Consider the following 15,330-nt stretch of genomic DNA (forward strand, 5'->3'; position numbering starts at 1 on the left):
CCACGCGGTGGTGTCCGGTGGTGGCGGCCACGAGTCCGCGTCCTACAGCCGCTCGAAGCCGCGGCGGCGTTCCCAGTCGGTCACCGCGGCGTCGTAGGCGGCGAGTTCGACCCGGCCCGCGTGGGCGTAGTGCCCGACCATGTCCTTGCCGAACGCCACGGTGGCGGCCTCGCTGCGGTCGAACAGCTCGATCGCCTCCCGGAGCGTGGCCGGCACGCGTGGGGCGTCGGAGGCGTAGGCGTTGCCGGTGAATTCCGGCTCCAGCGGCAGTTGGTGCTCCACCCCGTGTAGTCCGGCGGCGATCAGTGCGGCCACCGCCAGGTACGGGTTGACGTCCCCGCCGGGCACCCGGTTCTCGAACCGCAGGGAGCTGCCGTGCCCGACCACCCGCAGCGCGCACGTCCGGTTGTCGCGGCCCCAGGCGATCGCGGTCGGGGCGAAGCTGCCTGCCACGTAGCGCTTGTAGGAGTTGACGGTCGGCGCGAGCAGCAGCGCGAACTCGCCGAGGCAGGCGAGCTGCCCCGCCAGGAAGTGCTCCATCGTCCGGGAGAACCCTCCCAGCTGCCCGTGCCCGCCCTCGATCCCCGTCTCCGTGTCCGTCTCCTGCGTGCCGTTCCCGGGGAACACTGGGCGGCCCTGCTGGTCCCGCAGGCTCAGGTGGATGTGGCAGGAATTTCCCTCCCGCTGGTCGTACTTGGCCATGAAGGTGAGACTGACGCCCTCCTGTGCGGCGATCTCCTTCGCTCCGGTCTTGTACACGGCGTGGTCGTCGCAGCAGCGCAGCGCGTCGGTGTAGCGGAAGGCGATCTCGTGCTGCCCGAGGTTGCACTCGCCCTTCGCCGACTCCACCACCAGCCCGGCGCCCGCCATCCCCGTACGCAGTCTGCGCAGTAGCGGCTCGATCCGTCCGGTGCCGAGGATCGAGTAGTCCACGTTGTACTGGTTGACGGGCGTCAGGTCCTGGTAGTGCTTCTCCCAGGCCCGCTCGTAGCTGTCGCGGAAGACCATGAACTCCAGCTCGGTACCCACGAACGCCCGCCATCCGTACCCGGCGAGCCGCTCCAGCTGACGGCGCAGCACTTGGCGGGGCGACACCGCGACCGGGCTGCCGTCCTGGTGGGCGAGGTCGCACTGCACCATCGCGGTGGCCGGGTGCCACGGCACCATCCGCAGGGTCGTCAGGTCGGGCCGGAACACCAGGTCGCCATAGCCGTTCTCCCAGGAGGACACCGCGTAGCCGTCCACGGTGTTCATCTCCACGTCCACCGCCAGCAGGTAGCCGCAGCCCTCGGCGCCTCCGGCCAGCACCTCGTTCAGGAAGTACTCCGCCGCCAATCGCTTGCCCTGCAACCGCCCCTGCATGTCGGTGACGGCCAGCACCACGGTCTCCACGGCGCCTTCGGCCACCAGAGTGCGCAGGCGCTCCACCGTGAGTCGCGCGTCGGTCATCCGCCCTCCACCTCCGCCGCCCCGGGTGCGTCCCGGCAGCCCTGTCCGGCTGCCGCGACGCCGACCACCACAGCGACGATGATCCCGCCCTGGACCTGCCCGCACCAGTGGCCGCGCGCGTGTCGATCCGAACTGATTCATCGTCAGCTCATCACGTTTCCAAGCAATATGACGCAGCATCAGTCACCAACTCCTTTCACTCGGCCCTCCTTTGATCCGCCGCGATATCCCCCGTACCAACCGCCCACAGGCCACAGCTGCCACAGCCCCGCGCCCGGTTCGACAACCAGCAGCGGACCGGAAATCGCTTGCACCGGCCGGATTCACCTGCTTCGGTGCCGCATGCACGCCCATTGCTCGCCCGCCCTCCCTCTGGAGTCCACCACTCGTGACATTCCGTCTGACCGCCCTCACCGATTCCGTCCCACCGCCGCTCACCCGTCGTCTCACCTGGCTGGCGTCCGCCCCTGACGGCACCCCGCTCGGAACCGCCGTTCTGGGACTGTTCACCTCCCCCGCCCAGGCCCACCTGTGCTCCCTGACACTGAACGTCCACCCCGCCGAACGCCGGCGCGGCGTCGGCTCCGCGCTGCTGTCCGCTGCCGCCGCGGCGGCCCGCGAGGACGGCCGCCGGGCGATGCTCGTCCAGGCGGTTGAGGGATCCCCGGGCGATGCCTTCCTCACCGCACGGGGCTTCGGACGGGCGCTGGCCCTCGACTACGCCCGGCTCGACCTGACCTCACCCACCTCTGCGCCGGCCGCCACCGAGGTGCCGCTCCACCCCGGATACCGGCTGATCTCGTGGCTCGGCAGCTGCCCGGACGAGTGGCTGGCCACCTTCACCGTTTCGCGCACCGCCATGGACGACACGCCGATGGGTGACACCGATTTCGGCGTGGTCGTCTGGGACGAAGCCCGGGTCCTCGCGGCCGAGAAGGCCGTTGAGGACCGAGGTGAACTCCTGCACACCGTCGCCGTGGTCGAGGAGGCCACCGGCAGCATCGTCGGTTTCACCGAACTCGTCCTCCCCGCCGACCGCTCCGGCAACGGCCAGCACTACGGCACCGGTGTGATGCCCGCCCATCGCCGACGGGGTCTCGCCCGGGCCATGAAGGCCGAGGCCATCCGCTGGGCGCGCACCGAGCAGCCGGAGATCACCGGCCTCCTCACCGACACCGCCGACCACAACGCCGGCATGATTGCCGTGAACCAGGCCCTCGGTTACCGCACTACGCACCGCTCCATCGAGTTCCGCCTCTCGCTCGAGTCCTGACGTCGATCAACTCCCGGCCCGCGCAGCCATATCCGTCGTCTCCGCCGCTGCCCGCCGGGTGGCGGCAGCGCCGACCAGTGCCGCCCCGGCGCCGAAGGCCAGCGCTGTCGGCCAGTCCGGCGACCCGCCCCAGGCAAGGCCCTGCACGGCCCAGTGCGCCAGCGCCCAGACGGTGGCGGCCAGGCCGACGGTCAGCAGGAGCGTCCGCCACGCCCCGGTGATCGCGGCCTGTGGCCGGGCCCGCCGGGCCAGGCGTATCAGCAGGCCGTCCACCGGCCGCAGGGCCAGCAGCAGTAGGCAGAACAGTGCGGCCAGCACCAGGATCCAGCCCGGCCGCCAGGCCCACCAGGCTCCCGAGCCCACCTCCGGCTCGGGGGCCAGGTCGGTCAGGTAGAACGCGGCGCCGGCACCGAGGACCGGCACCATGTGCCACAGGTAGAGCGTCATGCTGACCCGGCCGAGCGGTTCGACGAACCGCCTGCGGCGCGCCGACCGCAACGCCCGCTCCGCGCGCGGAGCCAGCAGCAGACAGAGCCCGCACTGGGCGACCAGCCACGCCAGCATGGCGAGCGAGGGCGGGTTGGTGTTGGACACCTCCTCCCCGGTGACCAGCACCAGGCTGACCGGGAACGGTCCGAACTCCACCAGCGCCGCGTAGCCTGCCGCGCCGCCCACGGCCAGAACGGCACCGAACCACGGCCGAGTTGTCACCCCGCCGTCCTTCCAGTCGAATCCGAGTTGGTACGAGACCGTCCACACCAGCAGGTAGTTCAGCAGACCGGCCCGCCCCGCCCACTCCATGTCCACCCCGAGAACCACCAGATCGACGCCGACAGCCGCGACGGCCGTCACCGCGACGGCGCTCAGACCCCACCGCCGGTGCAGCGCGTACAACCACGGTGTCAGGGCGCTGATCATCAAGTAGACCGGCAGGAACCAGAACTGCATGGCCAGCGCCCAGCCGATCATCCTCAGCAGCACCGGATCGGCTCTGAACGCTGCCGCGATCAACAGCCCGCCCAGCGCCAGGACCAGGTACGGACCGGTCGGCATCAGCAACCTCAAGGCCCGCCCGCGGATCCACCCGGCCGCAGTACCGCCCTCGGCGCGGCAGGCGCTCCAGGAACCGGCCGCCGCGTAGCCACCGGCCAGGAAGAACACCGGCATGATCTGGAAGACCAGCGTCAGCCACTGGGTCCATGGCACGACGGCCATCAACTCGGGTGCCGCCAACGATCCGTCGGACGCCCGTTCCAGTGCGGTGATCAGCCAATGCCCGACCACCACCAGGACGATCGCCGCCGCCCGCAATAGGTCGACGTACCCGTTGCGCACCGACGTTTCCTTCACGTCGATCCCCCTCTCCCCCATGTCGGTCATCATCTCCGGTCAACATTGACGCCTGTCCCACGCGGCGCATTGCGGTTCAGCCACAACCCCCGCCCATCCGGCCACCTCCACCGCCCCCGTGCGCGCCCCGAGTTCTCCCTTCGGCCGGTCGGCCCGTGTCCGCCATTTCCCCAGGTCCGACCACGTTGGGGTCAAACCCTGGTCAAGCATGGGGTTGCGGGGGTGGCAGTGGCCCTATCCTGGTCGCACAGGACAGACACCTCGTTCGGTGAGGCGTCTTCACGGACACAGGCCACTGATCCCACCCGTCGAGAGACGCTCCGGATCAGGACAGGTCTCCCCGGCCCAAGGGGTGATCCCAAGTGGCTTCCCCTGACCTGGGGACACGCCGTGGAGTGCCAAAGCTCTGACGAGTTGGGGTGCGCCGGGCCGTCGTGGCCTGGTCGCCTGCCGCGCGGCCGCGAGTGGGACTCGCTGGTCAGAATCGGGAGGAGGCGAGATGGACTGCAGTAGTCCGGGGCACAGTCAGCCCCTTCCCGATTCGTCCTCGCCGTTTTTCTGCGGTTTGAGACAGTTCCTCCTTCACTGATTCCGTGACCCTGCTCGGTCGAGCGCCGCTGGTACCCGGCCGCGGTCTGCCGTCCTCCGGCATGCCCGGTCCGTGGCTGCGCCTGGCTGCGGTCCGGCCCGGTCGGGTCCGGCCTCGCCATGGGCTCCGCCACGGCTTCGTGCCGCCTGCTGTGGGGCGCTCGGCGGTCCGCTGCCGTCGGCCCGCTCGGTGAACCGCCCGCGACCGGGCCACCCCGGAGCCCACCGCACCCGGCCGAGCCGTTTCCGCCAGGCCGAACTGGGACCTGGTCGCGGAAGTTGACCGGCACTCATGAGGAGCTGTCTCGAATCGCCCGTCGGCCCCGCCTCGCCGGGGCAGAGGGGTGTTCGCCATGGCCACCAACACACTTTTCAATTCGACTTCTTCCAGGCTCCGCGATCGCCGGACCGGTCTGGGCCACCGCGCCACCGCCGGCCGTGCGGTGCGTTCCTCCCTTGTCTCCTTGGCCGGGCTGATCGGAGCGTCCGTCACCAATCAGGCGGGCGCGGAGGTCGGACGGCTCACCGATGTGGTCGCCCGGCTGTACGGCCCGGAGCCGTATCCACCGATGACCGGTCTGATCCTGCGGATCGGACGTCGCCGGGCCTTCCTCCCGGCGAATGCGATCGGACGTCTCACGGCCGGACAGGTCCGGTTGCGCGCCTCCCGGGTCGACCTGCGGGACTTCCAGCGCCGTCCCGGTGAGGTGCTGCTGGCCCGCGACGTGCTGGACCACCAACTCGTCGATGTGGACGGCGTCCAGGTGACCAGGGCCGCCGATCTGTACCTGGCCCCGCTGGTGGGCCGGGTGGTCCTGGTCGGGGTGGACGTCTCGCTGCCGACGCTGCTGCGCCGACTCGGCCCGCGCCGTTGGCAGGTCCGACCGACGCCGGAGCGCGTCCTGGACTGGCAGTCTGTCGCTCCGTTCGGCGAGCAGGCCACCGACGGCCCCACGGAAGTCCGGTTGCGTGCCTCACGCTCCGCCTTGCACCGGCTCCGCCCCGCCGATCTGGCCGACATCCTGGAGGACCTCGGCCGCAGCGAACGCCAGGAACTCCTGGGCTGGTTGGAGCCGGAGCAGGCCGCGGACGCTCTGGAGGAAATGGTGCCGGCCGAGCTCGAGAACCTGCTCCGCGAGGCCCAGCCGGAGCATGCCGCACGGCTGGTCGATGCGATGGAGCCCGACGAAGCCGCCGACGCGCTGCGCGATCTGGCGCCCCGTGAACGGGAGAGTCTGCTGGAGCGGATGCCCAGCGAGGAGGCCGCCGAGCTCCGAGACCTCCTCTCCCACCGCGAGGGCACCGCCGGTGGCGCCATGACGACCCGGCTGGTCACGGTCCGGCTGGAACAGACCGTTTCGGAAGTCCGGGCCGACCTTGCCGCCCAGGCAGAGCACCGCGCCGAGATCGACGCCGTGGTGGTGCTCGACGCCGCCGGACGGCTGGTAGCCGACGTGCCGCTGTTCGAGCTGGCGGTGGCCGAGGACTCCACCCGGATCTCCGAGCTGGCGGACTGGCTGGCCCAGTTCGGTGCGCCGGTGACGCTCACCCCGGACACCCGGCTCGCCCAGGCCGCCGACCAGCTGATGGCCGCTCGCAAGTCCTCCCTCCTGGTGGTCGGCGAGGACGGACGCCCTCTGGGCCGCATCCTCGCCGACGACATCCTCGACGCCCTGCTGCCCGAACGCGGGCGCCTGCACTTCCGGAGGTTCCGCCAGTGAACGCCCACCTCGACCCCATCGCTACCGATTCCACTGCGCCGCAGGCCGCTTCGGCCCCGGTCGGCGTTGCAGCGACCGAACTCGGCGTCACCGCAACCCTCTCCGGGCCGGCCGCCGCCCCTGCACCGCCACGCGGCCGCAGGCGCGGGTTGCGCCGGATCGCCGCCGTGGCGATGATCGCCGGGCCCGGACTGGTCGCCGCCAACGCGGGCAACGACGCCGCGGGCATCGCCACCTATGCCTCGGCCGGATCCCAGTTCACCTACGGCACGCTGTTCTTCATGGTGCTGGTCACCGTCGCCCTGGTGATGGTCCAGGAGATGGCCGTCCGTCTCGGGGCGTACACCGGAAAGGGTCTCGGCGCCCTGATCCGCGAGCAGTTCAGTCTCCGGCTGACTGCCCTGGCGGTCGGCTGCCTGCTGCTGGCCAACACCGGCCTGGTGGTCAGTGAATTCGCCGGAATCGGCGCGGCGTTCGAACTGCTCGGCGTACCGAAGTGGGCGGTCGTTCCGCCGGCCGCCGTGCTGCTGTGGGCGCTGGTGCTGTTCGGCTCGTACCGGTGGGCCGAGCGAATCTTCCTGGTGATGTCGCTGGCGTTCTTCGCCTACCCGATCGCCATGATCCTCGGCCACCCGCACTGGGGCGACGTCGGCAAGCACCTGGTGACTCCGCACCTCGAGCCGTCCAGCGACTTCATTCTCCTCGCGGTGGCCCTGATCGGAACAACCGTCAGCCCGTACATGCAGTTCTACGCCGCGGCCGGGGTGGTGGACCGCGGAGCGAAGCCGGAGGACTACAAGCTGATCAGGGCGGACGCCGTACTCGGAGCGGTGTTCGCATGCGTCATCAGCCTGACCATCATTGTGGCCACCGCGTCTGCGATCGGCGGGACCGGTCCCTTGCAGTCCGCGGCCGAGGCGGCCCGGGCTCTGGAGCCGGTGGCCGGACCGGGCGCGGAACTGCTGTTCGCTTTCGGACTGTTGGGTGCCTCCGCCCTGGCCGGCGCCGTGGTCCCGCTGTCCGCCGGCTACGCGATCGGCGAGGCCGTCGGGGTGGAGCGCTCGGTCTCCAGGCGGTTCCGCGACGCACCGTTGTTCCTCGGTGTGTTCACTGCACAGCTCGCCCTGGGCGCGATCGTGGCGTTGACGCCCGTGGACGTCATTCAGTTGTTGATCGGTACTCAGGTGCTCCAGGGGCTGATCAGCCCGATCGTGCTGGTGTACCTGCTGGTACTCACCAACCGCCGTTCGCTGCTCGGCGATGCCGCGAACGGCCGCCGGTACCGGATCGCCGCGACCACGGTGGTGGTCGGGGTGGCCCTGATGTCCACCATCCTGCTGGTGCAGACCGTCCTCAGCTGGTTCGGCCTGGCCTGAGCTGATGCCCCGTCGGCACCGCAGCAGCAATACCAGCACAGCGGCCCACCGTACGTTCGTCATACGCATGCATGTTCTCCTCTGTCGGTGACGCCGGCCCTCGGGCCGGCGTCCCGCGTCGAAATCCGGTTGTCCGCCCAGCAGCCGCCCTGCAAGGCTTCATGTCATGTCCGCCAACGCAACGCCGACCGTCCTTGCCGCTTTCTTCAGCGAGGGCCGTCTGACGTCGATCCCTCGCAAGCCGGCCCGTCGCACCGCCCTGCTCTCCCACCTCGCACAGTCCCTGTTCGAGCCCGACCGCTCGTACAGCGAGCGCGAGGTCAATGACGTGCTACTCACCGTCCATTCCGACACCTCCATGCTTCGTCGCTATCTGATCGAGGCCCAACTGCTGACCCGCACCCGGGACGGATCCAGCTACCGCCGCTCCGACGCCGCCGCCTCGCCGGATACTCAGCCGCCCGCCGCGTAGCGCCAGAACTCCCGCATCAGCGGTGGCGGGGTGGGGCCAGTCATCTCCTGCTGGGTGAGCAGGATTGTCACCAGCCCGGTCGTCGGGACGAGGTGGGCCGCCGTCCCGGTGCCGCCCACCCAGCCGTACCGGCCTCGTGCGTTCCACGGCTCGCGACGTGTCACGTCCACCGATCCGCCGAAGCCCCATCCCTGACCCTCCAGGAACAGCTCGCTGTCCGCACGCTGTTGTTCCGTCAGGTAGTTGGTGGTCATCTGCCAGACTGCGCGCTCGGACATGACGTGCCGTCCGTCTTCGGCCCGGCCGCCGGACAGCAACATTCGCTGGAACGTGAGTACGTCGTCCAGGCTCGACACCAGACCACCGGCCCCCGAGGGAAATGCCGGGAGAATGCTCCACTGCCCGCCCGGCGGGTCCACCACGGTCGGTGCCCCGTCCGGGTTCGGCCGGTACAGCGGGCTGAGTCGGTCGGCCTCGCCAGATGGTGCGGAGAAGCCGGTGTCGGCCATCCCCAACGGCTCGAACAACCGCTCTGCCAGCGCCTCGTCGAGCAACTGCCCGCTTGCACGGGACACCAATACGCCCTGGATGTCCGAGCAGATGTTGTACAGCCATGCCTCCCCCGGCTGATGGAGCATCGGGATGCGGGCCAGCGCCGCCAACCACTCGTCCGGTGGCATCACCTTCTGTGGCTGGGGTGGCCCCTGCAGCAGTTCGCCGACCAATGGCGCCAGGGCCGGCAGCGAGAAATCCGCCGGAAATCCGTACCCCGCCCGGGATTCGAGAAGGTCCCGCACCGTGATCGGCCTGTCGGCAGCCACGGTGTCCGTGACCGGCGACTGCGGTGTTCGCACCACCCGGCGATCGGCGAGCTCCGGCAGCCAGTGCTCCACCGGATCGTCCAGGCCGAAGGCGCCGTCGTCGACCAGTTGCAGTACTGCGGCGGCCATCATCGGCTTCCCGATCGACGCGATCCGCACCAGGGACTCCCTGGTCAGATCGCCTGCCGTCGCGACTTCCACCGCCCCTCCTCGGGCCACCAGTGCCACCGCACCCGGCACCGTGCCGTCCGCGACCCGGCTGTCCAGCATGCTCTGCAGTTCACGCATGTTGATCCCCTTTCAACTGGGGTGCCACCTTCGCACCTTCTGTTCCGTGTTGTCTGGAGTGTGCCCGGCCGCCGCGACGCCTTCTCAAGCCGATCGGATATCCCTTCCCTGTCGATCAGTTGATGGACCATCAACCGATCAGTTGACCCCGGTGTCCACCGAAGGGAGATTTCGCGATCGTGGGCTCCGATGGCCGTTATGACGGCCAATCGCCCGGGTACGTTGCCGAACACCACATTGATTGCCATATGTATCAGGAGGCACTGATGTCCCAGCTTGTCCTGATGATGTCGGTGTCACTCGACGGCTACTTCGAGGGCCCCGAAGGCGATCTCGGCTGGCAGTTGATCGACGACCAGTTGCACAAGCACTTCAACCGACGGCTGGCAGCGATGAGCGGCTTCCTCGATGGCCGTGTCACCTACCAGCTGATGGCGGGCTACTGGCCGACCGCCGACCAGGACCCGGCCGCCACCCCGCCCATGGTGGAGTTCTCCCGCATCTGGCGCGACATGCCGAAGACCGTCTTTTCCCGCACCCTCACCCACGCCGACTGGAACACCACGATCGCCCGAGCCGTCGACCCGCAGGCGATTGCCTCTCTCAAGGCCGCCTCCGCGTCCGACCTCGCGGTCGGCGGCGCCGTCCTCGCCACCGAATTCCGACGGCTCGACCTGATCGACGAGTACAGCCTGTATGTCCACCCTGTGGTGCTCGGCCGTGGCCGACCACTGTTTCCACCGTCCGACACGCGAACCGACCTGGTCCTCGCCGAGACACACACCTTCGAAAGCGGTGTCACCATGCTCCGATACCTGCGCCACTGACACCTGGCGCTGCTCCACGGCATACCCGGACCCGCCGCCGTCCCACCTGCCGGAGCGCCACCGATCGATCCCAGCTGTACCCGTATTCGCCTATCCCGATGTCCCGGCACCGGCGTATGGCGAAGTAGGTTCAGAACCCGGCCCAGCCCCTGAAGAATTGTTCCCCGATGATCCCGAAGCTCCTGACGGCATCCCCGACTGCCCGCCAGGGGACGAAGGACCGAACGGCGACGCACTGCCGGGCTGGCTTGTGTACGGTCCTGAGCCGGATTCGCCGGGCGTGGCCGAACTGTCCGAATTGCCAGTCCCGCCGACCGGCCAGTCGAACTGGCTGCCCCTGGCCTGGTTAACCAACACCATCTGCGTCACCGGTGCCGCCGCTGGCTGGACCGTCACCACATCGTTCGCCTGAAAGGAGGCCCAAGCCATGCCGGTATAAGTATCACCCGTGCCGTTCGGCGGGAGCAGCGGATTGCCGCACTCGCACCGCACCCGGGGCACACCCTGGTTGTCAACCAGAACGGCGGCTTCGGCACGTCACAGCTGGCGACCTCCCGCGTACCTCCGCACAGACCGGGTTCGTCACCTTTCACGGTGCCGCGGGTGACGGCCGGGGTGGCCGTCCCTGCCCCACCGGTCGGGTACCCGCTTGAGCCGCCGGCACCAGTCCCAGCGGCGTAGGCAACGGAGTCGGTGAACGGCTCCTGGCCGACCGCCCCGGCGGGCTGGAGGGCCACGTTCTGGGCGGACCCGCCACCGGAGGAGTCGCCGCTGAGCACCACGCCCAGCGCAACACCGAGACCGACGACGAGCACCGCGGCGGCCAGCGCCGGCCCCTACCGCCACCACGACCGCCTTCCACCCCCCCATCACCGTCCCCACCGTCCCCGACCAGCACTCGCCCACCACCACTCGGCGGTGGCGTCCCGTCGCCCGAGGCCATCAACCGGCCGCACCCCGTCCGACTGGCCCGCGCCACCTGCCGACAACGGACCGGACGGCGGCCCGGCCTCAGCCCCGGAGCCGCCACCGGTACCAGAACCTGACCTCAACCCGCCCGGTCCGTTACTCGACGGCCAGTCGCTCTCCGCACGCAGCCCGGCCCCCTGCGCATCCACCCGCCCAGGCGCCGACCCACCGTTCGCCCCTGAAGGAGGCTCGACTGTCCCGCCCACCGACTCGGTCGGAGGCTCCCCACCCGACGCGCCATCACTCCGCGGGCCCCGCCCGGACCGTGCGGATCCCGCAGAGCCCTCAGAGCCCCACTGATCCGACGCCGTCGCCCACCGACGCCCCTTCGCCACCAGCTACCAGCTACCAGCTACCAGCTACCGCTGCAGGAGGCCCCGATGTTCCGTCCACCAGCTCCGTCGGCGGGCCTGCGCCCGAGGCACCGTCACCCACGACGTCCGGCGCACCCGGTACGCGCCCGGTGCCTCCTTCCGAGGCCGCTGCGCATCCCCGACCAGGCGCCGGGCCTCCAACTGCCTCGGTCGGGGCCCCGGATGTGTCTGCCACCCCTTCCGTCGGCGGGTCGGTCGACTCGCCCACCACCTCGGTGGGGCGGTGAGGCGGCAGCGGTGCGTTGTTGTTCTCGTTGTCCGGTTCTTCGGGTTGCCGAGGTGTCGGCTGATCAGCCACGGAACTGCCTCTCAGTCGGACTCCCCCGAGGCCACGCTGCGCATCCACCATTGTCCGCCAGCACCGGCGAACTCGCTGCCTCGCGCCCGGGTCGAGCCGTAACTCGCCCTGCCTTGCGGGGTGTCCGAAGCTGGAAAGGTCGGCCGGTCCCGGTCGGCTGCCCGCGGGGGGCTCAGTTCGAAGGGCCGGTGAGACGCGTGCCCCCTGTTCCTGCTCCCCCGCAGCCGGGCCTCGGGCCCCGCTCGGCGCTGCCCGGCTGGGTCACCGTGCTGGTCTCCGCGCTGGTGGCCGCCGTGGGCTCGCTGGTGGCGATGGCGGCCGTGGCCGCACTCGGGCTGTGGCTGGCGCGCGCCGACGAACTGCCGGGTGACGGTTTCGGTGCGGTGCTGGCTGCAACGGTACTGATGTCGATGGGGGCGCCGGTCCAGCTCGAGGGCAGCGCCGCCTTCGTGGCGACCGCGCAGGGCGGGATCACCGCCATCCCGCTGTCGGTCACGCTGGCGGGGGCACTCGCTGCGGCGTTCCTGTTTCTGCGCCCGCTGCGCCGACACCCGGTGGTGGGCGGACGGGCTCTGCTCGCGCGAGTTCTCGCACTGGCAGGATGTTGGACGGTCGTGGTGCTGCTGCTCTCCTGGGCGGCGCGGCACAGTTTCATGGTGTCGACGGGCAATCCACTGATCGACCAGCTCGGCAGCGCGCTGGGCGCGGCCCCGGTCGTGGGGTTCCGGGCCGACCCCGGCCCGGCGGTCGGTTTCGGGTTGCTGTGGCTGGCGGTGGTCGTCCTGCTGGCGCTGGCCGCCTCTCGCCGCACGCCGTTGCCGACCCGCTGGGTGCGCTGGCACGGCACGCTGCGTCCGACGGTGCACGCGGTGCTGTCGTTGCTGCTGCTGTGCGTCGGGCTGGGCCTCATCAGCGGGCTGGTCGCGACGGCAACGGGCAGTGAGCCACGGGAGACGCTCGCGGTGCTGTGCCTGGGCCTTCCGAACCTGGCCTGGATGGCGCTGGGCATCGGAATGGGCGGGTCCTGGCACGGGCATGTGGACGACAGCCTGGGCCTGCCGTTCCCGCAGCCGCTGGCGGCGGTGCTGCACTCCGGAAAGAACGTGACGCTGGACCTCGGGTCGCTGGCGGAGCAGAACGGCTGGGCGTGGCTCCTGCTGCCGCTGGCATCAGTGCTGATCCTGGCGACCGGCGTGGCGGTGGCGGCCCGTTCGCGTCCGGCACTCCCGGCGTGGCGGTCGGCCGTACAACTCGCTGTGGTGCTGGCCCTGGCACTGCTCACGATCGGCCTGCTGACCCGGGTGTCGGCCGTGTACGGGCTGTCGCTGCTTGGTCTGGGAGGAACGGGCTCGACGGTGCTGGACCCAAATCTGCTCACGCTGGTCCCGCTGGCCGCAGGCTGGGGCGCCCTTGCGGGCTTCGTCGGCGGAATCCTCGCGCCACGCCTTGCCGGGCGGAGTCCCGGCACGCAGGCCCACAGTCACCCGGCGTCACCCGAAGAAGGGGCACCGCACTGACCGAGAACCGATGCAGAAACAGAAGGAGAAGCGGCCAGCCCGGCCCGCCCGGCGGAGGTCCGGGACGGGCGGGCGGGGCCGATGGCGGGTGCTCAGCCTTCGATGCGGTGCTGGGTCCAGAACGAGGTCAGGTCCACGGTCGTCGCGGCCTGCGCGGCGGCCTTGAACTCGGCTGTGGTGGAAACCCCGTACCAGTGCGCTGCCGCGTAGTCGTGCAGCAGCTTGGTCATCGCGGTGTCACCGATGGTGCGGCGCAGGTCGTGCAGGGCGCACTTGCCGTAGTTGTAGATGACCGTCGAGTAGCGGGAGGAGTTGGCGTCCCAGTAGGCCATCGAGTTGGTGATCTTCTCGGCGGAGGATGCCCAGGAGACGCTGCTCCAGCAGTTGGTGCCGGTACCGCCGAGGGCGAGGTCGGTGGCGTAGTCGGTGAAGGCCTCGTCCAGCCAGGGGCTGTTGTACTCGTCGTCGCCGACGATGCCGTACCACCACTGGTGGCCGATCTCGTGGGTGAGGGCGGTGGTGGAGACCAGGTCGAGCACGAAGCCGGGGTATTCCATGCCGCCGAACCAGAAGTTGTTGTCGATCACCGCGTCGAGTTCGCCGTAGGGGTAGGCACCGAAGCGCGCGGCGTGGGAGTCGACGGCGGACTTGGCGGTGGTCAGCATGGACTGCGCGCTGGACGAGCTGATGCTGCTGACGGAGTACACGCTGACGGCGACTCCGCCCGGCGAGGTGCCGGATATCTTGCTGAACGGCCCGGCCGCCCAGGCGAATTCGCGGACGCTCTTGGCGGTGGCGGTGGTGACGGTCCGTCCGCTGCTGCCGGGGGTGTCCACCGAGGTGCCGGTCGCGGGGACGAGCAGGCTGCTCGGGTGGTCGAGGGTGACCGTGTAATCGGATGCCAGCGTGTAGAAGGACTCGCCGTTGTTGGTGTACGGGTCGAGGTGCCATCCGGCCGCGTCGCGGACGGCGAGCACGGGCAGGGCGTTGCCGATGAAGTTGAACGCGCCGTCGCGTCCGAACCGGTCCGCGCCGGAGGGGACGGCGATGGACAGGTCGAAGCCGACGCTGCCGCTCGCGCCCTGGGCGAGCGGTGCGGGCAGGGTGACCTTGAGTGCGGTGCAGCCGACGGTGAGCGGCGCGGTGGTGCCGCCGGTCAGGTTGCTGACGGTGATCGGCGTCGTGGGGCAGCTGCCGTGGTAGTTGTCCCACAGCCGCAGGTACACCTCGGTCAGCGGGGTTGCCGAGGGGTTGGTGAAGCCGATGCTCTGGTGGCCGGACCAGTTGGCGCCGCTGGTGTCACTCGTCAGGTTGACGGTGTATCCGGTGGGTGCGGGGGTGCGGGTGCCGTCGGTGGTCGGCGGCGGGGTGGTCCCGCCCGCGGAGACGTCGAGCGCCACGTCGTCCAGCACGAAGCTGGTCTGCTGTCCGGAGTCCTCGACGCCGCTGAACGAGACGCTGACGGTCTGTCCGGCGTAGGCGGATACGTCGAAGGTCTTCTTCACGTAGCCGGCCGCCGCGTCCAGGTTGGAGTAGGTGGCGAGGGTGGTGGTGCCGATCTTGGCGGTGAGTTTGTCGTATGCCGTGGTCGTGGTGGTCTCGGCCGTGTCCACGTGCAGCCAGAAGCTGAGGCTGGCGCTGGTGCAGCCTGCGGGAAGGGTGACGGTCTGCGCCAGCGTGTCGGTGTGGGCCGAGCCGTAGCCGTTCAGCCAGGCGAAGGACGTTCCGCCATGGGCGCTCTGGCCTCCCCCGCTGGTGATCACGCCGCTGGACGAGGTCCACGGCGAGGTGCCGGACTCGAATCCGCCGTTCGCCACCACCTGGGTAGCTGTGCAACTCGCGGCCGCGGTGCCACTGTTGCCCTGGACGGCCTGGGCGGTGGGGGCGGCCAGGGCCGCGGTGCCGGCGGCCACCAGCACAGTGGTGCTCAGCAGCGCTGCGGCGCGGGTGGCGAGGGCGCGGAGTCTGTCGCTCATCGGTGCTCCTCTCGGTTGCCAGGGTCTGTGG

At 70.2% G+C, this 15,330-nt stretch carries 11 protein-coding genes and 1 riboswitch; of the genes, 6 read left to right on the forward strand and 5 right to left on the reverse strand.

All coding sequences use genetic code 11. From position 1 onward, the window contains the following. Positions 1 to 42 precede the first annotated feature (42 nt). Positions 43 to 1,449: a glutamine synthetase family protein gene (locus ACFYS8_RS32535; protein WP_387648048.1), complete on the reverse strand. Its 1,407-nt coding sequence runs from the start codon at positions 1,447 to 1,449 to the stop codon at positions 43 to 45. Positions 1,450 to 1,837: 388 nt separating this feature from the next. On the opposite strand from ACFYS8_RS32535, the gene ACFYS8_RS32540 reads away from it, so the two are divergent. Next, the gene (locus ACFYS8_RS32540) at positions 1,838 to 2,722 is read left to right on the forward strand and encodes a GNAT family N-acetyltransferase (RefSeq protein ID WP_387648051.1); all 885 of its coding nucleotides are present in this window, start codon (positions 1,838 to 1,840) and stop codon (positions 2,720 to 2,722) included. A gap of 6 nt (positions 2,723 to 2,728) precedes the next feature. Here the strand turns inward: ACFYS8_RS32540 and ACFYS8_RS32545 are convergent, their stop codons facing one another. Further along, positions 2,729 to 4,093 (reverse strand): acyltransferase, encoded by a 1,365-nt coding sequence (locus tag ACFYS8_RS32545; RefSeq protein ID WP_387648054.1) that lies wholly within the window; start codon positions 4,091 to 4,093, stop codon positions 2,729 to 2,731. A 232-nt stretch (positions 4,094 to 4,325) separates the two neighbouring features. Further along, a riboswitch (M-box (ykoK) riboswitch) is annotated at positions 4,326 to 4,498 on the forward strand. 626 nt (positions 4,499 to 5,124) lie between these two features. On the opposite strand from ACFYS8_RS32545, the gene ACFYS8_RS32550 reads away from it, so the two are divergent. From ACFYS8_RS32550 to ACFYS8_RS32560, 3 genes are all read left to right on the forward strand, one after another. Beyond that, positions 5,125 to 6,381, forward strand: coding sequence for a magnesium transporter MgtE N-terminal domain-containing protein (locus tag ACFYS8_RS32550; protein ID WP_387648057.1), 1,257 nt, complete (start codon positions 5,125 to 5,127; stop codon positions 6,379 to 6,381). A gap of 173 nt (positions 6,382 to 6,554) precedes the next feature. Beyond that, positions 6,555 to 7,757 carry an NRAMP family divalent metal transporter gene (locus ACFYS8_RS32555; RefSeq protein WP_387648239.1) on the forward strand — a complete coding sequence of 401 codons (1,203 nt, stop codon included), beginning with the start codon at positions 6,555 to 6,557 and terminating at the stop codon, positions 7,755 to 7,757. A 166-nt stretch (positions 7,758 to 7,923) separates the two neighbouring features. Then, on the forward strand, positions 7,924 to 8,229 hold the full coding sequence (locus ACFYS8_RS32560) for a DUF2087 domain-containing protein (protein ID WP_387648060.1): 306 nt from the start codon (positions 7,924 to 7,926) through the stop codon (positions 8,227 to 8,229). On the opposite strand, the gene ACFYS8_RS32565 is transcribed toward ACFYS8_RS32560, so the two are convergent. Then, entirely contained in the window at positions 8,211 to 9,338 is a 1,128-nt protein-coding gene (locus tag ACFYS8_RS32565) for a serine hydrolase domain-containing protein (protein ID WP_387648062.1), read from the reverse strand. The two genes, ACFYS8_RS32560 and ACFYS8_RS32565, sit on opposite strands and share 19 nt — an antisense overlap. A 266-nt stretch (positions 9,339 to 9,604) precedes the next feature. On the opposite strand from ACFYS8_RS32565, the gene ACFYS8_RS32570 reads away from it, so the two are divergent. Next, positions 9,605 to 10,165, forward strand: a complete 561-nt coding sequence (locus ACFYS8_RS32570; RefSeq protein WP_387648065.1) for a dihydrofolate reductase family protein — start codon at positions 9,605 to 9,607, stop codon at positions 10,163 to 10,165. Positions 10,166 to 10,255: 90 nt separating this feature from the next. Here ACFYS8_RS32570 and ACFYS8_RS32575 read toward each other — a convergent pair whose 3' ends face one another. Then, positions 10,256 to 10,666 (reverse strand): DUF6777 domain-containing protein, encoded by a 411-nt coding sequence (locus tag ACFYS8_RS32575; protein WP_387648067.1) that lies wholly within the window; start codon positions 10,664 to 10,666, stop codon positions 10,256 to 10,258. Between the two features lie 1,406 nt (positions 10,667 to 12,072). On the opposite strand from ACFYS8_RS32575, the gene ACFYS8_RS32580 reads away from it, so the two are divergent. Then, positions 12,073 to 13,323, forward strand: a complete 1,251-nt coding sequence (locus ACFYS8_RS32580) for a streptophobe family protein (RefSeq protein ID WP_387648070.1) — start codon at positions 12,073 to 12,075, stop codon at positions 13,321 to 13,323. Between the two features lie 92 nt (positions 13,324 to 13,415). On the opposite strand, the gene ACFYS8_RS32585 is transcribed toward ACFYS8_RS32580, so the two are convergent. Then, on the reverse strand, positions 13,416 to 15,299 hold the full coding sequence (locus ACFYS8_RS32585) for a M1 family aminopeptidase (RefSeq protein ID WP_387648073.1): 1,884 nt from the start codon (positions 15,297 to 15,299) through the stop codon (positions 13,416 to 13,418). Between the last annotated feature and the right edge of the window lie 31 nt (positions 15,300 to 15,330).

Source organism: Kitasatospora sp. NPDC004615 (genome assembly GCF_042873545.1).
Lineage (GTDB): Bacteria > Actinomycetota > Actinomycetes > Streptomycetales > Streptomycetaceae > Kitasatospora.

Bases quoted from the DNA above. Each gene is read 5' to 3' on its own strand.
- ACFYS8_RS32570 (WP_387648065.1), top strand. From the start codon at position 9,605: ATGTCCCAGCTTGTCCTGATGATGTCGGTGTCACTCGACGGCTACTTC.
- ACFYS8_RS32560 (WP_387648060.1), top strand. From the start codon at position 7,924: ATGTCCGCCAACGCAACGCCGACCGTCCTTGCCGCTTTCTTCAGCGAG.
- ACFYS8_RS32535 (WP_387648048.1), bottom strand. From the start codon at position 1,449: ATGACCGACGCGCGACTCACGGTGGAGCGCCTGCGCACTCTGGTGGCC.
- ACFYS8_RS32545 (WP_387648054.1), bottom strand. From the start codon at position 4,093: ATGGGGGAGAGGGGGATCGACGTGAAGGAAACGTCGGTGCGCAACGGG.
- ACFYS8_RS32555 (WP_387648239.1), top strand. From the start codon at position 6,555: ATGATCGCCGGGCCCGGACTGGTCGCCGCCAACGCGGGCAACGACGCC.
- ACFYS8_RS32585 (WP_387648073.1), bottom strand. From the start codon at position 15,299: ATGAGCGACAGACTCCGCGCCCTCGCCACCCGCGCCGCAGCGCTGCTG.
- ACFYS8_RS32565 (WP_387648062.1), bottom strand. From the start codon at position 9,338: ATGCGTGAACTGCAGAGCATGCTGGACAGCCGGGTCGCGGACGGCACG.